Source organism: Cedecea sp. FDAARGOS_727, assembly GCF_012273235.1.
In the GTDB taxonomy this organism is placed as follows: domain Bacteria; phylum Pseudomonadota; class Gammaproteobacteria; order Enterobacterales; family Enterobacteriaceae; genus Cedecea; species Cedecea davisae.
The window spans coordinates 269442-293861 of record NZ_CP050966.1; the positions used below are offsets into that span (position 1 = coordinate 269442).

General features: G+C 55.7%; 17 protein-coding genes. 9 read left to right on the forward strand and 8 right to left on the reverse strand.

The features are described from left to right. Nucleotides 1–32: 32 nt before the first annotated feature. A complete protein-coding gene (gene pyrD, locus FOC35_RS01370; protein WP_039898047.1) occupies nt 33–1043 on the reverse strand; it encodes a quinone-dependent dihydroorotate dehydrogenase in 1011 nt (336 codons plus the stop codon). 247 nt (nt 1044–1290) lie between these two features. Here pyrD and ssuE point away from each other — a divergent pair, with 247 nt between their 5' ends. From ssuE to ssuB, 5 genes are read left to right on the forward strand one after another with little or no spacing between them, the layout of a single operon-like run. Continuing rightward, nucleotides 1291–1866, forward strand: coding sequence for an NADPH-dependent FMN reductase (ssuE, locus tag FOC35_RS01375; protein WP_172567927.1), 576 nt, complete (start codon nt 1291–1293; stop codon nt 1864–1866). Next, a complete protein-coding gene (locus FOC35_RS01380) occupies nt 1859–2836 on the forward strand; it encodes a sulfonate ABC transporter substrate-binding protein (RefSeq protein ID WP_172567928.1) in 978 nt (325 codons plus the stop codon). Before ssuE ends, FOC35_RS01380 begins: the two co-directional genes overlap by 8 nt. Beyond that, nucleotides 2833–3978 carry an FMNH2-dependent alkanesulfonate monooxygenase gene (gene ssuD / locus FOC35_RS01385; protein WP_172567929.1) on the forward strand — a complete coding sequence of 382 codons (1146 nt, stop codon included), beginning with the start codon at nt 2833–2835 and terminating at the stop codon, nt 3976–3978. Before FOC35_RS01380 ends, ssuD begins: the two co-directional genes overlap by 4 nt. Nucleotides 3979–3986: 8 nt before the next feature. Further along, on the forward strand, nt 3987–4778 hold the full coding sequence (gene ssuC, locus FOC35_RS01390) for an aliphatic sulfonate ABC transporter permease SsuC (RefSeq protein ID WP_016535647.1): 792 nt from the start codon (nt 3987–3989) through the stop codon (nt 4776–4778). Beyond that, complete coding sequence (gene ssuB, locus FOC35_RS01395; protein WP_172567930.1) at nt 4775–5545, forward strand: aliphatic sulfonates ABC transporter ATP-binding protein; 771 nt, start codon at nt 4775–4777, stop codon at nt 5543–5545. The genes ssuC and ssuB overlap by 4 nt, the downstream gene beginning before the upstream one ends. A 65-nt stretch (nt 5546–5610) precedes the next feature. On the opposite strand, the gene pepN is transcribed toward ssuB, so the two are convergent. Next, on the reverse strand, nt 5611–8223 hold the full coding sequence (gene pepN / locus FOC35_RS01400; RefSeq protein WP_016535645.1) for an aminopeptidase N: 2613 nt from the start codon (nt 8221–8223) through the stop codon (nt 5611–5613). A gap of 380 nt (nt 8224–8603) precedes the next feature. Between pepN and pncB the strand changes: the two genes are divergently transcribed. From pncB to FOC35_RS01420, 4 genes are all read left to right on the forward strand, one after another. Continuing rightward, nucleotides 8604–9806 (forward strand): nicotinate phosphoribosyltransferase, encoded by a 1203-nt coding sequence (gene pncB, locus FOC35_RS01405; protein WP_172567931.1) that lies wholly within the window; start codon nt 8604–8606, stop codon nt 9804–9806. A 177-nt stretch (nt 9807–9983) separates the two neighbouring features. Continuing rightward, a complete protein-coding gene (gene asnS, locus FOC35_RS01410) occupies nt 9984–11384 on the forward strand; it encodes an asparagine--tRNA ligase (protein WP_016535642.1) in 1401 nt (466 codons plus the stop codon). Nucleotides 11385–11982: 598 nt separating this feature from the next. After that, a complete protein-coding gene (locus FOC35_RS01415; protein WP_016535641.1) occupies nt 11983–13083 on the forward strand; it encodes a porin in 1101 nt (366 codons plus the stop codon). Nucleotides 13084–13268: 185 nt separating this feature from the next. Then, on the forward strand, nt 13269–14459 hold the full coding sequence (locus tag FOC35_RS01420; RefSeq protein ID WP_039898046.1) for an amino acid aminotransferase: 1191 nt from the start codon (nt 13269–13271) through the stop codon (nt 14457–14459). A 59-nt stretch (nt 14460–14518) separates the two neighbouring features. Here the strand turns inward: FOC35_RS01420 and FOC35_RS01425 are convergent, their stop codons facing one another. The 6 genes from FOC35_RS01425 to mukF all read right to left on the reverse strand — a co-directional run bounded on the left by FOC35_RS01425 (nt 14519) and on the right by mukF (nt 24418). Beyond that, nucleotides 14519–15166 (reverse strand): MBL fold metallo-hydrolase, encoded by a 648-nt coding sequence (locus FOC35_RS01425; RefSeq protein ID WP_016535638.1) that lies wholly within the window; start codon nt 15164–15166, stop codon nt 14519–14521. Between the two features lie 40 nt (nt 15167–15206). After that, nucleotides 15207–15755 carry a YcbK family protein gene (locus tag FOC35_RS01430; RefSeq protein WP_016535637.1) on the reverse strand — a complete coding sequence of 183 codons (549 nt, stop codon included), beginning with the start codon at nt 15753–15755 and terminating at the stop codon, nt 15207–15209. A gap of 184 nt (nt 15756–15939) precedes the next feature. Then, nucleotides 15940–17778: a L,D-transpeptidase gene (ldtD, locus tag FOC35_RS01435; protein ID WP_172567932.1), complete on the reverse strand. Its 1839-nt coding sequence runs from the start codon at nt 17776–17778 to the stop codon at nt 15940–15942. A 160-nt stretch (nt 17779–17938) separates the two neighbouring features. Next, entirely contained in the window at nt 17939–22402 is a 4464-nt protein-coding gene (gene mukB, locus FOC35_RS01440) for a chromosome partition protein MukB (RefSeq protein WP_172567933.1), read from the reverse strand. Further along, nucleotides 22399–23115: a chromosome partition protein MukE gene (mukE, locus tag FOC35_RS01445; RefSeq protein ID WP_039898045.1), complete on the reverse strand. Its 717-nt coding sequence runs from the start codon at nt 23113–23115 to the stop codon at nt 22399–22401. The genes mukB and mukE overlap by 4 nt, the downstream gene beginning before the upstream one ends. Next, nucleotides 23096–24418 (reverse strand): chromosome partition protein MukF, encoded by a 1323-nt coding sequence (gene mukF, locus FOC35_RS01450; protein ID WP_016535633.1) that lies wholly within the window; start codon nt 24416–24418, stop codon nt 23096–23098. Before mukF ends, mukE begins: the two co-directional genes overlap by 20 nt. Nucleotides 24419–24420 lie beyond the last annotated feature (2 nt).

The following is a 24420-nucleotide window of genomic DNA, read 5'->3' on the forward strand; positions in this document are numbered from 1 at the left end:
TAAAGCCCTGGTTGTTTGCAAAAGGTAAATGCTTAGAGGTGGGTAACGATTTCTTTAATCAGCGGTGGGCCTTTAAAAATGAACCCGGAGTATATTTGCACCAGCGTCGCACCGGCGGCAATCTTCTCACGAGCGGCAATCACTGAATCAATACCGCCGACGCCGATAATAGGTAACCGGCCATTTAATTCCTGCGCCAGCATACGAATAATTTCGGTACTTTTTAACTGTACCGGACGCCCGCTTAAACCACCGGTTTCGTCGCAATGTTTCATGCCCTGAACAAGGCTACGATCCAAAGTAGTATTGGTCGCAATGACCCCATCAATATTATGGCGAACTAAACTATCTGCCACCTGGATCAATTCTTCTACAGAAAGATCCGGGGCGATCTTCACCGCCACTGGAACATATTTATGATGGATCGCTTGCAGCTCCTGCTGCTTATTTTTTATGGCGCTTAAAAGACTGTCCAGCGCTTCACCATATTGCAGCGTGCGTAATCCTGGAGTGTTCGGCGAAGAAATATTAATCGCTATATAACCCGCATACGGATAAATCTTATCCATACAGGTCAGATAATCATCTGCTCCCTGCTCAACCGGCGTGTCTTTATTCTTGCCAATATTAATCCCGAGGATGCCGTCGAAATGCGCTTTTTTTACATTTTCGACCAGGTTATCCACCCCGAGATTATTAAAGCCCATGCGGTTAATCAGCCCTTCTGCCTCTACCAGGCGGAAAATACGCGGCTTGTCGTTCCCCGGCTGAGGGCGCGGCGTTACGGTGCCTATCTCGATAGAGCCAAAGCCCATGGCGCCAAAAGCGTCGATGCATTCGCCATTTTTGTCCAGACCTGCGGCCAGACCCAGCGGGTTCTTAAAGGTTAACCCCATGCAGCTGACGGGTTTTGACGGCACGTTCTGGCGAACCAGACGTTCGAAGGGCGTGCCGGATACGCGACGTAATTGCTGAAAAGTGAACTCATGGGCGCGCTCTGGATCGAGCTGAAAAAGGGCTTTACGAACGAAGGGGTAGTACATGAACTCTCCTGGATTCCCGGTGTGCAGACCGGGGCGCTATTATTCACCATCCGGGCAGGGATTGGAATTGACCTGCGGCAAAAAAGCCTGAATAGAGGCAAACGTTTTCTTTCCTCCCTTGCGATATGCGCTTTTTTGCAAATCTATCCCGGAAAAATCACTTAGTGGAATAAAACGGCTCTGCGACTATCAAGCTAATTGTTATCAATGTTAGATAAAAACGAACAATTGGTTATAAGGAGTCGTGATGCGTGTAATTACCCTGGCCGGCAGCCCCCGCTATCCGTCCCGTTCCAGCTCGCTGCTGGAATATGCTCGGGAGAAACTGAGCGCCCTCGATGTCGAGGTTTACCACTGGCATCTGCAAAACTTCTCCCCCGAGGACCTGCTCTACGCCCGGTTTGATAGCCCGGCCCTGCTGGCGCTTATCGAACAGCTCAGCACCGCCGACGGACTGATCATTGCCACTCCCGTCTATAAAGCTTCATTTTCCGGCGCCCTGAAAACGCTGCTCGACCTGCTACCGGAGCGCGCGCTCGAGAAAAAAGTCGTGCTTCCTTTGGCTACGGGCGGCACCGTCGCCCATATGCTGGCGGTGGACTACGCCCTCAAGCCGGTGCTTAACGCGCTCAAAGCCCAGGAAATTCTGCACGGCGTGTTTGCCGACGACGGCCAGGTAACCGACTACCAGCATAAGCCGCAGTTTACGGCGAACCTGCAAAAACGCCTCGACGATTCGCTGGAGACCTTCTGGCAGGCGCTTCATCGCCGCGATATTGCCGTCCCTTCCCCTTTCAGCCGTCAGGGGGTGACCCATGTTTAATTCACTGAAACGTCGCTCCCCGTGGCTGCTCTTTGCAGGCATGATCGCGTTTTCCGCCTATAGCAACGCGGCAGAGAGCGGCCCGGAGCAACTGCGCATCGGCTATCAGAAAGGCTCGGTCAGCATGGTGCTGGCAAAAAGCCACCAGTTGCTGGAGCAACGTTACCCTAATACAAAAGTCTCCTGGGTCGAGTTTCCCGCCGGGCCGCAAATGCTTGAGGCGCTTAACGTCGGCAGCATTGATCTAGGCAGCACCGGCGATATTCCGCCGATCTTCGCCCAGGCCGCCGGAGCGGATCTGGTTTATGTCGGTTCCGAGCCGCCAAAGCCTCAGGCCGAGGTCATTCTGGTGCCGGAAAACAGCCCGCTGAAAAGCGTTGCCGACCTGAAGGGGCACAAAGTGGCCTTCCAGAAAGGCTCCAGCTCTCATAACCTAGTGCTGCGGGCGTTGCAGCAGGCAGGGTTGAAATTTTCAGATATCCAGCCCGCTTATCTCACCCCCGCCGATGCCAGAGCCGCTTTTCAGCAGGGTAACGTAGACGCCTGGGCCATCTGGGACCCGTATTACTCGGCCGCGCTGCTGAACGGCGGCGTTCGTGTACTGGCGGACGGCAGTAAGCTTAATCAAACCGGCTCGTTCTACCTTGCTGCCCGCCCCTATGCCGAAGCGAACGGCGCCTTCCTTCAACAGGTACTGAAAGCCTTTAGCGATGCCGACGAGCTGACCCGTACCCGGCGCGCCGAAAGCGTCACGCTGCTGGCAAAAACCATGGGGCTGCCGGAAGCGGTCATTAGCAGTTATTTAGATCACCGCCCTCCTTCAGCCATTACCCCGGTAAATGAAGACACCGCTGCAAAGCAGCAAAATACCGCCGACCTGTTTTACGACAACCGCCTGGTGCCAAAGAAAGTCGATATCCGCACCCGAGTCTGGCAGCGCGCCGCGACGACACAAGGAGCTAAATCATGAGTCTTAATCTGTTCTGGTTTCTGCCGACCCACGGCGACGGTCACTATTTGGGCAGTAATGAAGGCGCTCGCCCGGTGGATTACGCTTATTTGCAGCAAATCGCCCAGGCCGCCGACAGGCTTGGCTTTACCGGCGTTTTGATCCCCACAGGGCGTTCCTGTGAGGATGCCTGGCTGGTCGCGGCTTCGATGATCCCGGTTACCCAGCGCCTCAAGTTTCTGGTGGCGCTGCGCCCGAGCGTAGTCTCTCCCACCCTTGCAGCCCGCCAGGCGGCTACGCTGGATCGCCTTTCCAACGGGCGAGCGCTGTTTAACCTGGTCACGGGCGGCGATGCCGAAGAGCTGGAAGGCGAAGGTGTGTTCCTCAATCATGAAGAGCGCTATGAAGCTTCGGCGGAATTTACCCGCATCTGGCGTCGCGTGCTGGAAGGTGAAACCGTCGACTACGAAGGAAAACATATCAAGGTTAAGGGCGCGAAGCTGCTCTACCCTCCGGTGCAGCAGCCCCGCCCGCCGCTTTATTTTGGCGGCTCTTCGGACGCGGCTCAAGATCTGGCCGCCGAGCAGGTTGACCTCTATTTGACCTGGGGCGAACCGCCGCATCTGGTGAAAGAAAAAATTGAACAGGTACGCGCTAAAGCGGCCGCACAGGGCCGACAGGTACGTTTCGGCATTCGTCTGCATGTTATTGTCCGCGAAACAACACAAGAGGCATGGCAGGCGGCCAATCGCCTGATTTCCCATCTCGATGACCTGACGATTGCCAAAGCCCAGGCCGCATTTGCCCGCAGCGATTCGGTAGGCCAGCACCGCATGGCTGCCCTGCACGGAGGCAAACGCGACAAGCTGGAAATAAGCCCAAATCTTTGGGCTGGAGTCGGGCTGGTTCGCGGCGGTGCCGGTACGGCGCTGGTTGGCGACGGGCCAACGGTTGCCGCCCGGATTAATGAATATGCAGAGCTGGGCATCGACAGCTTTATCCTCTCCGGCTACCCGCATCTGGAAGAAGTCTACCGGGCCGGAGAGCTGCTGTTCCCGCATCTCGATGTTGCTATCCCTGAAATCCCACAGCCCCGCCAGGTGCAGGAAAAAGGCGAGGTCGTCGCTAACGATTTTATTCCGCGTAAAGTGGCGCAAAGCTAGGGGGAAAGATGAAAGCATCTACTCGCAAACTGCTGCTGCGGCTCGCACCGTGGGGCTTGCCGATAACCATAGTCGTCCTCTGGCAGTTAGCCTCTTCCGTCGGCTGGCTTTCTACCCGCATTTTGCCCTCTCCGGAGGGCGTGGTGCAGGCGTTCTGGAGCCTCTCAGCCAGCGGCGAGCTGTGGCAACATCTGGCGATCAGCTCCTGGCGTGCGCTGGTAGGCTTTAGCATCGGCGGTTCGTTGGGGCTGGCTCTCGGCCTGATAAGCGGGCTTTCGCGCTGGGGCGAGCGCCTGCTGGATAGCTCGATTCAGATGCTGCGTAACGTCCCTCATCTGGCGCTGATCCCGCTGGTTATCCTCTGGTTCGGCATCGATGAGAGCGCAAAGATTTTCCTCGTGGCGCTGGGTACGCTGTTCCCGATTTATATCAACACCTGGCACGGCATCCGTAATATCGACCGCGGGCTGCTGGAAATGGCGCGCAGCTATGGCCTGTCGGGCTTTAGCCTGTTTACTCACGTTATCCTGCCCGGCGCTTTGCCGTCGATTATGGTGGGCGTGCGTTTTGCGCTCGGGCTGATGTGGCTGACGCTGATTGTCGCAGAAACTATCTCCGCTAACTCAGGGATTGGCTATCTGGCGATGAACGCCCGGGAATTCCTGCAAACCGACGTTGTTGTCGTCGCCATTATTCTTTACGCCCTGCTCGGCAAGCTCGCCGATATTAGCGCCCAGCTGCTGGAACGTGTCTGGCTGCGCTGGCATCCGGCTTATCAATTAAAGGAGGAAACGGCATGAGTACTGCTCGTTTAAACCAGGGTACGCCGCTGCTGCTTAGCAACGTGAGTAAAAGTTACGGCGATAAAACCATACTCAACCAGCTGGAACTGCGAATACCGGCCGGGCAGTTCGTGGCGGTAGTCGGGCGCAGCGGCGGGGGGAAAAGCACCCTCCTGCGTCTGCTTGCCGGGCTGGAGAAGCCCGGCGGCGGTTCGCTGCTGGCCGGTAACGCGCCGCTGCGCGACAGCCAGGACGATACGCGCCTGATGTTTCAGGACGACAGGCTGCTGCCTTGGAAAACGGTTATCGATAATGTCGGGCTTGGGCTTAAAGGCAGCTGGCATGACGCAGCGCTTGATGCTCTGGCCGCAGTGGGCCTTGAAAACCGAGCCTCCGAGTGGCCCGCAGCGCTTTCAGGCGGGCAAAAACAGCGCGTCGCCCTGGCACGCACGCTAATCCACCGCCCCCGCCTGCTGCTGCTCGATGAGCCGCTCGGCGCGCTGGATGCGTTAACCCGCATTGAAATGCAGGAGCTGATCGTCTCCCTTTGGCAAGAGCACGGCTTTACCGTTCTGCTGGTTACCCACGATGTTAGCGAGGCGGTGGCAATGGCCGACCGGGTGCTGCTGATAGAAGAAGGCAAGATTGGTTTGGATTTGACGGTAGATTTACCGCGCCCGCGACGGCTGGGGTCGGTGAAGCTTGCCGAACTTGAGGCGGAGGTACTGGCAAGAGTGATGAAGCGAAGTACGGAAGAACCGGTACGCGAGGTGCGCACCGGCTAAGTTTATACTCTCACCCCAGCCTTCTCCCTGCGTATATACCGGAGACACGGGGTGAGGGGCAAAGATTAAGCCAGCGCTTTAGCTATCTTCTCGAACAGATCCCCGGAGAGGTTCTCCAGCCCTTTCAGATGTTCCAGCGCCGCACGCATCTTGCTCTGACGTTCGGCATCGTAACGCTTCAGGCGAATCAACGGCTCAACCAGGCGCGAGGCAATTTGCGGGTTACGGCTGTTCAGCTCGGTGAGCATTTCCACCATAAACTGATAACCGCTGCCGTCTTTGGCGTGGAACGCCGCCGGATTGCTGGCCGCAAAGGCACCAATCAGGGAGCGCACGCGGTTTGGGTTGCCCAGGCTGAACGAGCGATGATTCAGCAGCTCGCGAACCTTGCTCAACGTATTGCTCGCCGGGCTGGTCGCCTGCAACACAAACCATTTGTCCATCACCAGGCCATCTTTGTGCCACTTCTCATCATAGTGAGCCAGAAGCTCGTCGCGGCACGGCAGCTGAGCGGCCACGGCGGCGGACAGCGCGGCGATGGAATCGGTCATGTTATCCGCCTGCTGGTACTGCTCACGCACCAGCTGTTCTGCCAGTTCAGCATCACCAAATGCCAGGTAGCGCAGGCAGGTATTACGCAGCGCGCGCTTGCCGATATCGCCGTGATCAACGCGATAGCTCTCCAGCTTGTTGGCGTTGTATATGGCGAGGAATTCGTCCGCCAGCTCCGACGCCAGCGTGCGGGTCAGCGCGCCGTGAACTTCCGCAATCGCCAGCGGGTCGATGGTCTGGAACAGCTCGGCAATTTCGTTCTGTGAAGGCAGAGTCAGGATCTCAGCGGCCAGCGCCGGGTCGATTTTCTCATCCAGCAGAATGGCGCGGAAGGCGTCCGCTACGTGCAGCGGCAGCGAAAGCGGCTGGCCCTGCTGGCTGCGGTTAACGTTAATCTTGATATAGGTCGCGAGCAGGCTCTGCGCCGCATCCCAACGAGAAAAATCGTTACGCGCGTGGCGCATCAGGAAGGTCAGCTGCTGGTCGCTCCATTTGTACTCAAGCTTCACCGGCGCAGAGAATTCGCGCAGCAGAGAAGGTACAGGCTGGAAGTAAACGTTATCGAAGACGAAGGTCTGCTCGGCCTGGGTCACGTTCAGCACATGATGTACCGGGTGGCCATCCTTTTGTAGCGGAATAACCTTGCCTTCGTTGTCGTACAGCTCGATATCAAACGGAATGTGCAGCGGATGTTTTTCCTGCTGTTCCGCGGTCGGCGGCGTCATCTGGCTGATGGTAAGCGTGTACTGCTCGGTTTCCGGGTTGTAGTCGTCGCGAACCGTTACCACCGGCGTACCCGCCTGGCTATACCAGAGGCGGAAGTGCGACAGGTCAACGTTGGAAGCATCTTCCATCGCCTGCACAAAGTCATCGCAAGTTGCTGCGCTGCCGTCGTGGCGTTCGAAGTAGAGCTGCATCCCTTTCTGGAAGTTCTCTTCTCCGAGCAGAGTGTGGAGCATACGAATCACTTCGGAACCTTTTTCATACACCGTCAGGGTGTAGAAGTTATTCATCTCAATAACTTTGTCCGGGCGAATCGGGTGCGCCATCGGGCTGGCGTCTTCGGCGAACTGCATCGCGCGCATGGTGCGCACGTTCTGAATGCGGTTTACCGCACGGGAACCGAGGTCAGAGCTAAACTCCTGGTCGCGGAATACCGTCAGGCCTTCTTTCAGGCTGAGCTGGAACCAGTCGCGGCAGGTCACGCGGTTGCCGGTCCAGTTATGGAAATATTCATGGCCGATAACGCGCTCGATATCGAGGTAATCTTTATCGGTTGCGGTTTCAGCGCGGGCCAGGACGTATTTAGAGTTGAAAATGTTCAGCCCTTTATTTTCCATTGCGCCCATATTAAAGAAGTCGACGGCGACAATCATATAGATGTCGAGGTCGTATTCGAGGCCAAAACGGGTTTCATCCCATTTCATCGAGGCTTTCAGGGAGGTCATCGCCCAGTCGGCACGATCGAGATTGCCGCGGTCCACGAACAGCTCCAGCGCAACATCGCGGCCTGAACGGGTTTTAAAGCTATCGCGCAGCACGTCGAAATCGCCTGCGACCAGGGCAAACAGATAGCAAGGTTTTGGGAACGGATCCTGCCACTGCACCCAGTGACGGCCATTCTCCAGTTCGCCTTCGGCAATGCGGTTGCCGTTGGCCAGCAGATAAGGGTATTTGCTCTTATCGGCAATCACTTTCGTGGTAAAGCGCGCCAGCACGTCCGGGCGGTCGAGATACCAGGTAATATGGTGGAAACCTTCGGCTTCACACTGGGTACACAGCGCCTCGCCGGACTGATACAGCCCTTCCAGCGCGGTATTGCTCGCCGGGCTAATTTCGTTAACGATGGTCAGCGTAAAGCTGTCCGGCAGTTGTTCCAGAATCAGGGCGCCCTCTTCCTGACGATAATGCTGCCAGGCGGTGCCGTTTACGTCGATAGAAATAAGGGTAAGGTCTTCCCCGTCCAGATGAAGCGGTGCATCGGCAGCGCCCTGGCGGGTAATTTTACTGATGGCGGTGACCCGAGTTTTTTCGGCATCCAGGTCAAAGGTCAAATCGATATCGGTTATCGTATAATCCGCTGCACGGTAGTCGTGGCGGTATTTGGCTTGTGGCTGTTGTGTCATAAAAAACCTTATACATCGTCCGTAAGATAACGAGCTTCAGTCTATTCCTGTTGCCGGAATGTTGCCACGCAGAATCTTCATCTTTCGCATGTGATGCAAAAAAAATATTAGCGGCGCAAGGACTGTCTCCTCCGGCTTAATGGCGCAGGTAAAGACGGCGCTGATCCTGTTGCCGCACATTTTGTTTAGTACCCTAAACATCAGGTGATTCAAGGCATTGTACCCGGCTTTTGGCCTATGCGGCACAAATTGCCATCCCCCCTTCCCCTGCCATATGTTGTGATCCTGCTTCAATAAACAGATAATCAGGGTATACTCCCGCGTCTTTATTTGCCCGGACCTGATGGAAACGCTCCTGTGAGAGGATGCTGAAACGCGCCATGACACGACACGCTTCCCCGATTTTGCAAACGCTGCTGGATACTGATGCCTATAAGCTTCATATGCAGCAAGCTGTTTTTCACCGCTATTACGACGTTGACGTCGCGGCGGAATTCCGCTGCCGCGGTGACGATCTGCTGGGCATTCATGCTGACGCTATTCGTGACCAGGTGGCTGCTATGCAGCATCTGCGCCTCAGTGACGAAGAGTTTCACTGGCTAAAAAGCCTGCCCTTTTTTAAGGCCGACTATCTCGACTGGTTGCGCAACTTCCGTTACGACCCTTCCCAGGTTCAGGTGACCAATAATAATGGCCACTTAGATATCCGCCTGAGCGGGCCGTGGCGAGAAGTGATTATGTGGGAGGTTCCGCTGCTGGCGGTGATTAGCGAAGTTGTTCATCAACATCGCGCGCCCGGCGTGACGCCGCAGAAGGCGCTCGATCATCTTGAGAGCAAGCTCAGCGAATTCAATACTCTGACTTCCGGGCTGGATCTTTCCCGCTTCCGCCTGATGGACTTCGGCACTCGCCGCCGCTTCTCCCGTGAAGTGCAGCAAGCCATCGTCGAACGCCTGAAGCAGGAGCCGTGGTTTATCGGCACCAGCAATTACGATCTTGCCCGCCGTTTGGATCTCACACCGATGGGCACTCAGGCCCACGAATGGTTCCAGGCGCATCAGCAAATTAGCCCGGTGCTGGCCAATAGCCAGCGGGCGGCGCTGCAGGCGTGGCTTGATGAATATCCGGACCAACTGGGCATTGCGCTTACCGACTGCATTACTATGGATGCCTTCCTGCGCGATTTCGGTCACGAGTTTGCCACCCGCTATCAGGGACTGCGCCACGACTCCGGCGACCCGGTAGAATGGGGCGAGAAAGCTATCGCTCACTATATGAAGCAGGGGATCGACCCGCTCAGCAAAGTGCTGGTGTTTTCCGACAACCTGGATTTAAACAAGGCGGTGGAGCTGTATCGCCACTTCTCCGCGCGGGTTAATCTGAGCTTCGGCATCGGCACCCGCCTTACCTGCGATATTCCTCAGGTTAAGCCGCTGAACATCGTGATTAAGCTGGTGGAGTGCAACGGCAAACCGGTTGCCAAGCTTTCCGACAGCCCTGGCAAAACCATCTGCCATGATAAAGCCTTCGTGCGCGCCCTGCGCAAAGCGTTTGATTTGCCGCTGGTCAAAAAAGCCAGCTGATTCAGAGATAACAGGCGAAGAGTGAACCGACTCTTCGCCGCTTTCCTTCCTTTCCTTTATTTCTTCGTAAGCAATGCGAATTCTGCTTGTCTGATGGCGCGTGACAGGTAACATAGATAACCCCCCTATATGGGTTACTATTTTTTTTGTCATTGACCATTTAATAGAGAGAAAACTATGAGCGTTGTGCCTGTAGCCGACGTACTCCAGGGCCGTGCCGCCGTTGACAGCGAAGTCACCGTGCGCGGATGGGTGCGTACTCGAAGAGATTCAAAAGCTGGTATCTCCTTCCTCGCCGTCTATGACGGTTCCTGCTTCTCTCCAGTACAGGCCGTCATTAATAATTCTCTGCCCAATTACAATGAAGACGTTCTGCGCCTGACCACCGGCTGCTCGGTCGTTGTCACCGGTAAAGTGGTTGAGTCTCAGGGCCAGGGTCAGGCGTTTGAAATACAGGCCAGCAAAGTTGAAGTGACCGGCTGGGTTGACGATCCGGATACTTATCCGATGGCGGCAAAACGCCACAGCATCGAATACCTGCGCGAAGTGGCTCACCTGCGCCCGCGCACCAATATGATCGGCGCGGTTGCTCGCGTTCGCCACACTCTGGCTCAGGCGCTGCACCGTTTCTTCCATGAAAACGGCTACTTCTGGGTATCTACTCCGCTGATCACCGCTTCCGACACCGAAGGCGCGGGCGAAATGTTCCGCGTTTCAACGCTGGATCTGGAAAACCTGCCGCGCACCGCCGAAGGCAAAGTGGACTTCGATAAAGACTTCTTCGGTAAAGAAGCGTTCCTGACCGTATCCGGCCAGCTGAACGGCGAAACCTACGCCTGTGCGTTATCCAAAATTTACACCTTTGGCCCAACTTTCCGTGCGGAAAACTCCAACACCAGCCGCCACCTGGCTGAGTTCTGGATGCTGGAGCCGGAAGTTGCATTTGCCGATTTGAATGACGTAGCAGGCCTGGCGGAAGCCATGCTGAAGTATGTCTTCAAAGCGGTGCTGGAAGAGCGTATGGACGACATGCAGTTCTTCGCCGAGCGCGTAGATAAGGAAGCGATTGAACGCCTGGAGCGTTTCATTTCCGCAGACTTCGCACAGGTGGATTACACCGACGCGGTTGAAATCCTGCTGAACTGCGGCCAGAAGTTCGAAAACCCGGTTTACTGGGGCGTCGATCTCTCGTCCGAGCATGAGCGTTACCTGGCCGAACAGCACTTCAAGGCACCGGTAGTCGTGAAAAACTATCCGAAGGACATCAAGGCCTTCTATATGCGCCTTAACGAAGACGGGAAAACCGTCGCCGCGATGGACGTTCTGGCACCTGGCATCGGTGAAATCATCGGTGGCTCCCAGCGTGAAGAACGCCTGGACGTGCTGGACGCGCGCATGGCTGAAATGGGCCTGAACAAAGAAGATTATTCGTGGTACCGCGATCTGCGCCGCTACGGCACCGTACCGCACTCCGGCTTCGGCCTCGGCTTCGAACGCCTGATTGCCTACGTTACCGGCGTGCAGAACGTAAGAGACGTGATTCCGTTCCCACGTACTCCACGTAACGCGAGCTTCTAAGTTCTAACTGTTACTAAAGGCCAGCAGCAGCTGGCCTTTTTTGTGCCCCACCACAAAGAGTATTTTTTCTTCAACGATTCTTAAACAAACGTCAATTTCAACCCCATCCTCTCGCCAGCAAGTTACCAACTGTTTCCACATCACAATTATTCACAAAATTGTTGCTCCAATGCTCTGGATATGCTTGCCATCTGAAGGCTTAGCACAATTGTCTATTTTATGCTCAGACATCTGGATGTCCAAAAATAAGTCAAAAAACGTACAGTTATAAATCGATTTTTGCGCTTATTTTGCTTTATGCGGATTAAACATAAGTAATTCATATATATATGTTTAGAAAACCCGCATTGCCGGGTTGCAAACAGCGAAATTTGAAATGGTTCACAAAGTCCCCTCAAATACACAAATTGTTACACATATTTTCTTTTTGAAACTCAATGTGCGCATTTGTAGCACTTTCAGGCTAGCGAAACGGTTTCATGGATGGAAAGATGCCAGACAGATACAGAAAGACACCAAACTATCATCAATAGTTCCGTAAAGAATTATTGACGGCAGTGGCAGGTGTCCATAAAAACCACAATGAGGGTAATAAATAATGATGAAGCGCAATATTCTGGCAGTGGTAATCCCTGCTCTGCTGGTAGCCGGTGCAGCTAACGCTGCAGAAATCTACAACAAAAACGGCAACAAACTGGACTTTTACGGTAAAGCTGTAGGCCGTACTTCCTGGACAACTTCAGGTAATGGCGATAACAGCAGCAAAGACGCATCTTATGGCCAGATTGGCTTCAAAGGTGAAACTCAGATCAATAGCGATCTGACCGGTTATGGCCAGTGGGAATATCGCGTTGCCGCTAACAAAGCAGAAGGCGAGCAGAGCGCAGGCAACACTCGTGTTGCATTTGCAGGCCTGAAAGTCACTGACGTTGGTTCTCTGGACTACGGCCGTAACTACGGTGTGGTATACGATGTGGAATCCTATACCGATATGGCACCGTACTTCTCAGGTGAAACCTGGGGTGGCGCATACACCGATAACTACATGACCAGCCGTGCGGGTGGCCTGCTGACTTACCGTAACACCAATTTCTTTGGTCTGGTTGATGGCCTGGCTTTTGCTGTTCAGTACCAGGGTAAAAACCAGGATAACCATAGCGTCAACGCGCAGAACGGTGATGGCGTAGCTTACTCAACGTCCTATGACTTCGCTGGCGGCTTCGGCGTGTCTGCTGCCTACAGCAACTCTGACCGTACTAATGCTCAAGAGAACCGTGACGGTAACGGCAAGCATGCTGAATCCTGGGCTATCGGTGCCAAATATGATGCGAACAACATCTACCTGGCAACTGTTTATGCTGAAACGCGTAACATGACCATCGTTGACAGTGCAACCACCGGCACTGAAATGGCGAACAAAACTCAGAACTTTGAAGCCGTTGCACAGTACCAATTCGACTTCGGTCTGCGTCCAGCACTCTCTTACGTACAAAGTAAAGGTAAGAGCCTGAATGGTGCACAAAGTTCAGCAGATCTGGCTAAATACATTCAGTTGGGCGCAACTTACTACTTCAACAAAAACATGAACGTGTATGTTGATTACCGCTTCAACCTGCTGGATGAAAACGACTACAGCGCGAAAACCTACGGTATCGGTACTGACGACCAGGCAGCTGTTGGTCTGGCCTACCAGTTCTAATTTCAGCAACTTGTTTGTCTGAAACGTTTAAAAACAGGGCTTCGGCCCTGTTTTTTTATGGCAAAAAAGTAGAATAAACCCGATGTTAGCGTTAAGCGTTTCTTTTTGTCGCAAACGGTTGGCAATTCGTAAAACAGCAGTTAACCTGAAAGCGATTTCCCCCGATATCACTAATGGAACCCGTCATGTTTGAGAACATTACCGCTGCCCCTGCCGATCCTATTCTTGGTCTGGCCGACCTGTTTCGCGCCGACGACCGTCCAACTAAAATCAACCTCGGCATCGGGGTATATAAGGACGAGACCGGCAAAACGCCGGTGCTGACAAGCGTGAAAAAAGCAGAGCTGTATCTGCTGGAAAACGAGACCACCAAAAACTATCTGGGTATTGATGGCATTCCCGAATTTGGCACTTGCACTCAGGCGCTGCTGTTCGGGAAAGGCAATGCGCTGAGCGCTGAGAAACGCGCCCGTACTGCACAAACCCCTGGCGGCACCGGTGCGCTGCGCGTAGCGGCCGACTTCCTGGCTAAAAACACCTCCGCCAAACGCGTGTGGGTGAGCAACCCAAGCTGGCCAAACCATAAGAGCGTGTTTAACTCCGCCGGTCTGGAAGTGAAAGAATACGCGTACTATGACGCGGAAAACCACAGCCTGGACTTTGACGGCCTGGTTGCAAGCCTGCAGGCGGCTGAAGCCGGTGACGTAGTGCTTTTCCACGGCTGCTGCCATAACCCAACCGGTATCGACCCGACCTTCGAGCAGTGGAAAACGCTGGCCGAAATGTCGCTGGCTAAAGGCTGGTTGCCGCTGTTTGACTTCGCCTACCAGGGCTTTGCCCGCGGTCTGGAAGAAGACGCCGAAGGCCTGCGTATTTTTGCCGCCAGCCACAAAGAACTGCTGGTTGCCAGCTCCTACTCTAAGAACTTCGGCCTGTACAACGAGCGCGTTGGTGCCTTCACTCTGGTAGCCGCAGAGGCAGACGCAGCGGATCGTGCGTTCAGCCAGGTTAAATCCGTGATCCGCGCCAACTACTCTAACCCGCCGGCACACGGCGCATCCGTGGTAGCTACGATTCTGAGCAACGACGCGCTGCGTACCATGTGGGAGCAAGAGCTGACCGATATGCGCCAGCGTATCCACCGCATGCGCCAGCTGTTTGTGAATACCCTGCAGGAGAAAGGCGCTAACCGCGACTTCAGCTTTATCATCAACCAGAACGGGATGTTCTCGTTCAGCGGCTTGACCAAAGAGCAGGTGCTGCGCCTGCGCGAAGAGTTTGGCGTTTACGCCGTCGCTTCCGGCCGCGTTAACGTTGCCGGTATGACGCCGGACAACATGGCGCCGCTGTGTGAAGCCATCGTTGCCGTGCTGTAAGAGCAGCAGATAGCAAAAGAGCCGCAATCGCGGCTCTTTTTGTTTTACAGAGAAACGAATTACCAGACCGGCATTTCGTCCTGTAAGAACGGGTTATTCAGACGCTCGTAGCCCAGAGTAGACATTGGGCCATGGCCGGGGATAAAGGTCACATCATCACCCAGCGGCAGCAGTTTGCGCTTGATTGAGTCAATCAGCGCCGCATGGTCGCCACGCGGGAAGTCGCTGCGCCCTACTCCGCCTTTAAAAATGACATCGCCGGAAACCAGCAGGCGGGAAGCCTCATCGAAGAATACGATATGGCCTGGCGTATGCCCCGGGCAATGCAGCACCTGCAAGGTGACATTCCCCACGGACACGCTCTCACCTTCGCTTAGCCAACGGTCAGGCGTCAGAGGCTGGCACTCGTCGAGGCCAAACATCCGGCTTTGCTGCGGCAGTCCCTGCAGCCAGAACTCATCTTCTTTTTCCGGGCCAATAACCGGCACGCCGTAGTCCGCAGCCAGCTCTGCCGCCGCGCCTACGTGGTCAAGGTGGCCGTGGGTCAGTAATATCTGGCTGACCTTTACGCCTTTTTGCGCCACTTCCTGCTTGATGCGTGCCGCATCGCCACCCGGGTCCACCAGCGCGGCCTGCTGCGTTTCTTCGCACCAAATTAAAGAACAGTTCTGGGCAAAAGCCGTAACCGGAATAATGTGATAGTTCATGCTGCTCCATTACCGGCAACAAAAGCCGGATTCCGTTGTTTTACCAGTGCCTTACCGGCCCGGTATCAATATGCACAAAGTCGCTGCTGGGGTAGTATCCTACACCACCTGCGCGCATAGATAATGCTGCTTTGCGAATATTACTTAACGAAACCCCTTCAATATGGAAGTCCATCGCCTGGCCTTTAGTATGGTAGCTTTTCTTCGCCACACCGCGGCTGTGGGCGCGCAGTTCATTATTGGTATCAACAGAGCGGTAGCCGGAAATCAGCTGCACCGGCTTGTTGGTGCCCAGCAGCCCCTGCAGGCGGTAAAGCTGGTCAAACAGCGAGGGATCGATGGATTTTATCTTGTTCGCCCGGTAATCCCGGAAGAAATGGTTAAGTCTTGCTAATTCATCCTGAATATAGCCTCTGCCGTCAAAAAACTCGGCTTTCAGTGACTCTCCGGTATGCAGATTATTGAGAGTCAAAATACGCGGGCGTGGCGTCGAGAGGGTGGCAAACGACGGCAAAGGCATGAGAGCGGCACCGAAAGCCACGCCTCCCAAAGCCAGTAGCTTGCGGCGATTAGCGTCAAATTTGTCCATGATATCCAGGTCTACAAGTAATAAATTGATGGTTTAATATGCACTTTTTGCGCACTGCCACGCACCATAACTGCCCGCATCCGGTGAGTCAAGGCGCGATAAAACCCAGCAATAGCGGGCTCTGTAGCGAGCCCGGCTGGGTTTTACACTTTATACGACCACTAATTCATTGGAAATGTTGCGCTTAGCGGATTAATAAACCGGCTTTTGCGAGGTTTTGTGCGCCAGATCGCGCGGTGAGATCATAATTGTAAATATCTGTACGAAACTCGGTGCGGCCATCTTTTCCGACAAACGCCGTCAGGTAATAAAGGTTAACCGGAATGTTATGGCGGATGTTCACGTATTTGGTGTTGCCTTCCTGAAGCGTGCTTGAAATGCGCGAGTCATTCCAGCCTGCATCCTGCAGCAGCATATTAGCCAGTTCAGACGCTTTATTCACCCGCACACAGCCGGAGCTTAGCGCCCTGGCCTCTTTCTGGAACAGGTTATGGTTTGGCGTGTCGTGCAGGTAGATGGCATCCGAGCTTGGCATGTTGAACTTATAGCGGCCAAGCGAGTTTTGCGTCCCCGGCTTTTGCTGGAAACGGAACGGCAGATTACTTTCGGTAATCGTCGCCCAGTCCACGCGCCACGGGTCGATTGTTTCGGCATTATTGCTCCAGCCGCGAATCACGCTATAGCCATGTCGCTCCAGATAAGCCGGGTCCTGCCGCACCTTCGGCAAGAGATCTTTGCGCGCCAGAGTCGGCGGCACGTTCCACGGCGGGTTGACCACTACATTATTCAGCGCGCTGCTCATCATCGGGGTTTTGCGATCCGGACGGCCAACAATAACGCGTGAAGCCAGGGCTTCATTACCGTTCAGATAGTAAACCAGCGAATAGTTGGGGATGTTCACCATAATGCCGGTATCAAGCTTATCCGGCAGCAGGCGCAAGCGTTGAATGTTCAGCGCCACCAGCGAGGCACGCTGCTGTGGCGTCACGTTCAGCCAGTCGCGGGTGAGCTGCCCAATGGCCCCGTCAGACCCGAGCCCCTGCCACTGCTGGAAGCGTTTAACCCCTTCCACAAGGCTACGATCGTAAACACCGCGGGCGGCCTGCGGTTTTTTCTTACCGGCCGCTGCGGCTGGCTCATCCACATTTATCGCAGAGGGGCTTACCGTCACTTCGGCCAGCGTACCTGCGTTCCCCGAAGACTGAGCCTGCAGCATGCCTGTGCGGGCCAGAATCTCCCTCAGTGCACCAATATCATTACTCCACTGCCCCGGCCTCAGGGTCTCTTTGCCGGTCATTTGCGGCCACGGACGGGTATCGGCCAGCAGGTGGATTAAAGACTGATGCAACTGCGCATATTGAGGGTGTTGAGGTGCAAGAGTGCCGATAAAGTTGACCAGCGTGCCCTGGTCGATAGCGACCTGCCACTGATTAATCACCGACAGCGGAGGCGTTTTTAATTTGTACGGCGTGGTGCTGTAAAGCCAGCGATTGCCGTCAACCGGGATCCCGGAGACGAATTGCAGGTAGCCCATCATGGCGTCGGAAAGCACCACGTCGCGCGCCATGCCGCTAACTGCAGGATCGGTCAGCAACTCTACCCACTGGTTAAACTGCGGCTGGATACCCGCGATTGCCACTTCCGCCAGCTGCTGCTGGAAGGCTTTAACCGCATCGCGATTTTCCCACATGGGTTTCATGTCCCGGGCGGCATAAAAAGCCGAGAGCGCGTTGAGGTAAACCGGCGTGTAGCCCGCAGGCAGCCCGGCGCTAAGCTGCGAACGGCTTTGCGCGGCAGACATGCCAGGAGTATTGGTTGGCAGCGTGCCGGCCATTGTCGCCGTTGCCGTAGACTGCGCTAAAGGCTGATTCAGCTCCGTTGGCCGGTCGGTTTGAAAAGCCGAGCTATCGGACGGAACCACGGCAGGCTCGTCGGCCTGCGCCGTAAACAGCGGAGCGAAACTGAGTGCCAGGCAGTAAGCCACCGCCGACAATCGAAAACGTTTTACTTTTTCCAGCAACATCCCTTGCCCCCTGTTTATCACTGTGCTCACCGTCAAAGGCGGGAAGTATTTACCACTAGTATATAAACAGTAAAAACCATTTGCCTGACAAAATGTAAAGAATATTAAAGATTAAGACTCTTCGGCCCAATAAAAAAGCGGGCCTTAGCCCGCTTCGTTTTTATGATGCATCCGCCGTTCCGGACTCAGACTCCGGCACCGGTTCAGGCAGGACCGGCGCCGCGAAACCGCGCAGGCCCACAACGTGAACATGCTCGCTGTTCTGGAACACCTTACGCACCAGCTTGTAGGTCGTCCCTTTTTCAGGGCTGATGTTCTCCGGTGCGGCAATGATTAATTGCATTTCCAGGCGCTCGCACAGCTCGAACAGCGTGGCGATGGACTTGGCATCCAGACGCGCAGCTTCGTCGAGGAAAAGCAGGCGGCAAGGCGAAATATCTTTCCCGCGCAGGCGGTGAGATTCATCTTCCCAGCTTTGCACAACCATCACCAGGATGGACATCCCGGTACCGATAGCTTCCCCGGTAGAAAGCGCCCCGCTCTCCGCACGCAGCCAGCCGTCGGAGCCGCGGTTAACCTCAACTTCCATTTCCAGATAGTTGCGGTAGTCCAGCAGCTCTTCGCCGATGGTTTGCGGCGTGCGCTGCCCCATATCAATTTGCGGGTTCAGGCGCTGGTACAGCTTCGCCAGCGCTTCGGAGAAGGTCAGGCGATTGCTGTTAAACAAGTCCTGATGCTGCTCATGCTGTTCGGAAAGCACGTTCAGCAGCGTAGCGTGAGCCTCGCGCACGTTGACGTTAAGACGAACGCTTTTAACCTGGCCGAAGGAAACGCTTTGCAGGCCCTGGTTGAGCATGCGAATACGGTTCTGCTCGCGCTGAATGGTTTTACGAATGATGTTCGCCACGCTGCGGGAGCTGATAGCCAGCTTCTGCTCACGCGAGGTCAGCTCTTCCGTCAGGCGGCTCAGCTCGATTTCCATCTGCTCGATGGCTTCAACCGGGTCGTCCGTGCGGATGATATCCTGGCGGATACGCTCGCGCAGGTGCTGGTAGACGGCGACAAAGAACTGGATCTTACGTTCAGGTCGCTTCGGATCTTCCGACATACGCAGCACGTCGCGCAGGTGTTCGTTATCCGCAACCGCGAGACGCAGGGCGCCCAGTGCCTTATCCGACATGGAACGCAGTTCGTCGCCGGAAAGATAGGCCAGCTCGCGGCGGTGCAGGCGGCGCTCAACGCCGTTATCTTTCACCATACGCATCACCGCGCACCATCCGGCTTTCGCCGTCACAACCTGCTCGCGCATTTCAAAGTAATTGCGCTCAAGCTGCTTCAGTTTGCGGGTCAGGTTGTTCATTTCCGCTTCGCAGTAAGTCAGCTGTTTCTCAAGCTGGTTGCGGCGTGAACGGTTGGTGCTCAGAGCGGTATGCAGCTCATCGCGGCGCGCACGCGCCCTTTCCTCTGCTCCGGCATCTGCGCGAACGCCGATATCCTGTAGCTCTTTATGCAGGTCGGTAAGCAGCTCTTTTTTAGTATCAAACGAGCTTTTTAACGACGCCATCAGCTGGCTGTACTGGCCCAGCTGTTGGGCATGCTGACGCAGGGCTTCGCGTGAACGGGTACGCTCCGCTTCAGCCTGTTCCAGGCGCTGGCGCAGCTTCTCGTTAAGATCGCTGTTGCCGTCCAGCATGGCGGCAGAGTCGCTGTAGCTGAAGTGGGCGCGACGCTGCACCACTTCGGTAAGGGCGAAGGCACGCTGGCGGGCATCACGCTGCATCTGCTGGGCGTGGGCATAATCATCTTTCAGCTGATCGAACTGCTCAGGGTCGCTCTGCAATACGCTGGCGATAGCCTCCAGCTTGATAAGCTGGTTGCCGTGCTGCTGGATAAAGCGGGCAGATTCTTCGGCCTCGTCCAGATGTTCGCGGATCTCGTCGCAGCGGTCGGCCAGCGTTTCGTCATTCAGCAGGCTAATGCGCGGCAGCAGGCGGTTAAGCTGGGCCACGCCCTCTTTCGCCAGATCGAACTGCTGGCGCTGCTGCTGGTTGTCGTTCTCATGGTTGCTGATAGCACGCTCAATTTCGCCGCGGCGGCTGTTGAGCTGGCGAATTTCAGCTTCCGGGTCAGCTTCAAACGCTACGCCAAGATGCTGGCCGATAAAGCGGCTGAATGACTGATGCAGGCGCTGGTTTTTCTGCACGTCGAAGGAGAGCGTAGCAAAGCGTTCGGAAAGTGATTCACGCTCGCTGTGCAGCGATTCCAGGCGGTTTTCACGCGCGGCGCGGCCAAACAGCGGCAGCTCCGGCAGCCGAGAATAACGCCACTGGCGTTCGGCGGTTTTCACCAGAACGGCCGCGCCCATATCTTCCACGGTAAACACGCTGTCATCGAATGAAGACGGGTCACCTTCAATCAGGTAAAGGTCTTCCGGGCAATCTTCAAGATTTTCCAGCTGTTCGCGCACCAGCGACAGGTCAGGCACCACGATAGCGTGACGCGACGGACCATAAAGCGCCGAGAAGTACGGCGCATCTTCGAGGCCGATATCATCGTAAATTTCGGACAGCAGTACGCCGCCGAAACGTTCTGCCAGAGCATTCAGGCGCGGGTCTTCTGCCCCGCCCGGCTGGCTCAGGCGCTCAATTTCTTCGTCGATGGCTCGTTTACGCGCCCCGACTTCGTCACGCTCAACGGTAGACTCGCGTTCGCGCTCCAGCAGTTGCTGCATGTATTCAGTAACTTGCTGGCTGGTTTCAAACTGTTCGTTGCTCTGCTCGCACAGCTGAGTCAGGCTGGTTTGCGCCGCAATCCATCTTGGGGCGCGCAGGTTCAGCGTTTTAATGCTCGCTTGCAGCTGTTCCAGCTCCTGGCGCAGGGCCATACGCTGTTCGCTGGCATCGGAAACGGTTTGCTGTAGCGCACCGATGCGCTCTTCCAGCTCGTCGTGCAGCGTTTCCAGATCTTCAGGATCAAACTGTTTGCCCTGGCGCTTACAGAAATCAGCCAGCAGGCGTTCAGCTTCCTGCTGTTCGCGCAGGCGCTGCTCAAGCTCGTTCAGACGCATGCGCAGCGGCTGTACCTGCTCGGCGAGATGGCGCTGGTTATTGCTGTCGCGAATCAGCTCGCGGGCGGTTTCCCAGGCTTCGCTGCGGCTAACTTCACCGCCTATGGCCGTAACAAGTTGGTAAGCCTGCTCGAACTGGCTGTGGGCCGCCTGGGCGACACTCATTTTTTGTTCGAGGGAGAGCAGCTTGTCGGTCGCTTCAATTTCTTTGGCTTTGAAGGTGTCGAGCCACTCGTCCGCGCTGTCGGCGGTTAAGTCCGGCAGATGGCAAATTTCGCGAGCACGTTCAAGCGCTTTTAGCGCCTGCTGGTACTGAATCGCGCGGGTTTGCTGTACGTCCAGCGCCTGCTGGTAATCGGCCAGCTGGCTTTTCAGCTCATCCACTTCCAGCTCGGCGGCTTCGGCGCGGGCTTCGTTCTCTTCCTGCTGCTCGTGGGCCTCGGCAACGATTTCGTTTTGCTCTTCAAGGCGAATTTGCAGCTCGTCGAGGTCCGCTTCGTAGCGCTCGATTTTCTCCTGCTGGCGGATAGCGGTTTGCACCAGATTCAGGTGGTCACTCGCCGCCTGGTAATCGGTTTCCAGGTCGCCTTCCGCGCCGCTGTGCTCGCCAAGCTCGCGCGCCATATCGACGTGCTTGTACTGCTCGGCGGCCAGCTGTTGACGGCTGGTCAGCAGCTCACGGCGGAATTCCAGCGCTTTATCGAGGTGGATGCGTCGCTCGTTGGCATGGCGCATATAGTCCGCCGCCACATAGTTTGTGGCCTCGGAAATCAAATGCTTAAACAGATCGCGGTCGGACTGGGTAACGCGAATCGCTTCCAGCGTCATGCGGTTTTCACGCAGCGCCGCTTCCATATCCTGGAAGGCCTTACGCACGCCGCCGTTTTCCGGCAGCAGGTAGTCGCGCAGGGAGCGGGTAATGGCGCTGGAAATACCGCCGTACAGCGAAGCCTCAATCAGGCGGTAATACTTGCTGCGGTCCGCAGCGCTGCGCAGACGACGGGCAACGATACCCAGGTCAAACATCAGCGAGTGGTAGTCGGTGATGGAGTTAAACTGCTTGAACTGCACCCCTTCGATAGCTTCAACTTTATCTTTCAGCTCTTGCAGGCTGAGCACGCGCGCCTGGCGCTCGTTGAGGGTTTCGGTCAGCAACTGGGTCGGCTGAATAGAAGAAGGCAAACCCTGAATAGCGAACGGTTTGATATCAACTTTACGGTCACGACCTGCGACCTGTTGCAGGCGCACGCCCACCACAACTCGCTGATGGCGAGAGTTGATAACATCCAGCGTTGAGTAACACACCCCGGCCTTCAGCTTGCCGTGCAGGCCTTTGTCGCGAGAGCCGGAAGTGGCCCCTGCTTCGGTGGTGTTACGGAAGTGCAGCAGGGTTAAATCTGGGATCAGCGCCGTGACGAACGCCGCCATGGTGGTTGATTTACCCGCGCCGTTACCGCCGGAAAGCGTGGTGACCAGCTCATCAAGGTCAAAAGTACGGGCGAAGAAGCCGTTCCAGTTAACCAGCGTCAGCGAGCGAAATTTTCCGCGTTCAATCATTCCTGTTCATCCTCCGCGTTATCCAGGCCGGGCTGCGGCTCATCGCTCTCATCATTGAGCTGCAGACGAGCTTCCAGCGCCATCGCTTCGCCGTCGCGAATCATTCGTAGCTGAGCTTCACGCGGATCGTCACCGCTGCGCACATCGGCACCGAAGCGGAACACCGACTCGGTAATGCGGAATTTGCTGCTGTCGTGGCCCATAAACCAGATCATGCCGAGGCGGCGCAGGCGGGTTAATGACGCGCGCACCTTCTCCTGAAGCTTCTGGCGGTCGAGGTCAGAGCCGGTGGAGCGGTTGTTGACCAGCTTCAGCAGTTTGCTCTCGTCCGCCAGCGTCAGCAGTTCATCGTAAAGTTCCTGCTGGGTAAAGATCCCCTCATTGGCCAGACGTTCCGGGCTGAGGTAGAGGTAGCAGAGAATTTTGCCAACCATCATATCCAGCTCGGAGAGAACCGAGCGAGGAATAAGCGTGGTAGACCGCGGACGAAGGTAGAAAAAGCCTTCCGGGGCGCGAATCAACTCAACGTTATAGCGAGCGTAGAACTCTTCCAGATACTCCTGGAAGTCCATCAAAAAGGCATGATTATCCAGCTCTTCGAGGCCAATATGACGCCCGGCGCGCAGCTGGCTGTCAAGCGCCGGAAAGAGTGGGTTGGCCAGCGCCTGTGCCAGCTTAACCGGCATCACTTGTTCAATATTTGTTGATGACATGCGCCTGTACCTTGGCTCCGTAATCGTTAATTGTTTGCCACTTCGCAGGCAATCCTGTGAAATCCGCTTCCGCTACGCCCAGGCGCACCGCCTGGTCCACGACAATACGCGCCACGTCGAAATGCCGCGCGCGCGGGTACTGCGCAAGATAATCACGCACCACAATGCCCAAATCGAGGGGAACCTGTTTGGTTCTGTAAACCTGCAGCGCCGCTTCAATCAGCGCCGCCAGCTGTTCGCGGATTTCGTTAAATTCTTCGAACTCTAGTTCGTTCGGGAGTTCACCGGTGACCTCTTCGTCACGCAGGGCCATCTCTTCGTCACGCATGTCCAGCAGGCGATCGGCGCTGGAATGGGTTAGCGCCCACGGCGCATCGAAATAGCTCTGCACCGACTGGCGCAGGCGTTGCGCAAAGACGCGGTTTTTATCCATGTCGATAGCGGTACGGATAAACTTGTGAACGTGGCGGTCATAGCCAATCCACAGGTCGATGGCCTGCTGGCCCCAGCTGATAATGCGGTCGAGCTTGCTTTGCAGGTCGAACACCAGGCGATCGACAAAATGGAGATCGTTGCGCCCCATCGTTGAGTCCTGCACCCGCAGCAGGTTGGCCTGCAGTTTGTCGCCAGCCGCTTCAAGCGTATCCTGAAGTTCGCGCAGCGTACCGGAAGTTTCCGAGAGCAGCAGTTCACAGCTGGAGATGGCGGCCCGCCAGTCTTTATTCAGCAACTGGGCAATATCGTCCTTCACCTGCTGCTGCTGCTCGTCCATGATGCGCTGCGTAAGGTCGATGCTGTCGAAAATCTCCGCCACCGAATATTTCAGCGGCGCATAGACGTTACGGTGCCAGTGGAACTCATCGCCGTCCTCATCCGCCGCATCGGCGGCGCGCTTAAGCTCGCCGGCTACGATAGAGAGCTGCATAGAGAGGCGCAGCGTAGAAAACTCGCGCTGGCGAATGTAGTAGTCGGTAATCCCGATGCCCAGCGGCGTCAGACGGTAAATGGCATTCCCTTCGGAAACCTCGCTGACAAAGCGGTTAAGCAAGCGCTGGCGCACCATATCATTGATGGCGTTGTTGGCGCGCACGTTGATGGTTTCGCTGGTTTGCTCGAAACCGTCGCTGACGTGGCGAAACGCATCAATAAGTTCACCCTCGCTAAGCTCACCGTCGAGGCGTTCGCCGTTTAAGGTGGCAACCGCCAGCAAAAACGTCAGGCGCTCGGTAGGCAGCGAGATTGAAAAATCATTTTTCCTGGCCCAGGCAACCAGTTCAGGCACTGTCTGGGAAAAATCACTCATAA

Excerpts from the sequence above, each read along its gene's own strand:
- pyrD (WP_039898047.1), bottom strand. The coding sequence starts at position 1,043 with ATGTACTACCCCTTCGTTCGTAAAGCCCTTTTTCAGCTCGATCCAGAG.
- ssuE (WP_172567927.1), top strand. The coding sequence starts at position 1,291 with ATGCGTGTAATTACCCTGGCCGGCAGCCCCCGCTATCCGTCCCGTTCC.
- FOC35_RS01380 (WP_172567928.1), top strand. The coding sequence starts at position 1,859 with ATGTTTAATTCACTGAAACGTCGCTCCCCGTGGCTGCTCTTTGCAGGC.
- ssuD (WP_172567929.1), top strand. The coding sequence starts at position 2,833 with ATGAGTCTTAATCTGTTCTGGTTTCTGCCGACCCACGGCGACGGTCAC.
- ssuC (WP_016535647.1), top strand. The coding sequence starts at position 3,987 with ATGAAAGCATCTACTCGCAAACTGCTGCTGCGGCTCGCACCGTGGGGC.
- ssuB (WP_172567930.1), top strand. The coding sequence starts at position 4,775 with ATGAGTACTGCTCGTTTAAACCAGGGTACGCCGCTGCTGCTTAGCAAC.
- pepN (WP_016535645.1), bottom strand. The coding sequence starts at position 8,223 with ATGACACAACAGCCACAAGCCAAATACCGCCACGACTACCGTGCAGCG.
- pncB (WP_172567931.1), top strand. The coding sequence starts at position 8,604 with ATGACACGACACGCTTCCCCGATTTTGCAAACGCTGCTGGATACTGAT.
- asnS (WP_016535642.1), top strand. The coding sequence starts at position 9,984 with ATGAGCGTTGTGCCTGTAGCCGACGTACTCCAGGGCCGTGCCGCCGTT.
- FOC35_RS01415 (WP_016535641.1), top strand. The coding sequence starts at position 11,983 with ATGATGAAGCGCAATATTCTGGCAGTGGTAATCCCTGCTCTGCTGGTA.
- FOC35_RS01420 (WP_039898046.1), top strand. The coding sequence starts at position 13,269 with ATGTTTGAGAACATTACCGCTGCCCCTGCCGATCCTATTCTTGGTCTG.
- FOC35_RS01425 (WP_016535638.1), bottom strand. The coding sequence starts at position 15,166 with ATGAACTATCACATTATTCCGGTTACGGCTTTTGCCCAGAACTGTTCT.
- FOC35_RS01430 (WP_016535637.1), bottom strand. The coding sequence starts at position 15,755 with ATGGACAAATTTGACGCTAATCGCCGCAAGCTACTGGCTTTGGGAGGC.
- ldtD (WP_172567932.1), bottom strand. The coding sequence starts at position 17,778 with ATGTTGCTGGAAAAAGTAAAACGTTTTCGATTGTCGGCGGTGGCTTAC.
- mukB (WP_172567933.1), bottom strand. The coding sequence starts at position 22,402 with ATGATTGAACGCGGAAAATTTCGCTCGCTGACGCTGGTTAACTGGAAC.
- mukE (WP_039898045.1), bottom strand. The coding sequence starts at position 23,115 with ATGTCATCAACAAATATTGAACAAGTGATGCCGGTTAAGCTGGCACAG.
- mukF (WP_016535633.1), bottom strand. The coding sequence starts at position 24,418 with ATGAGTGATTTTTCCCAGACAGTGCCTGAACTGGTTGCCTGGGCCAGG.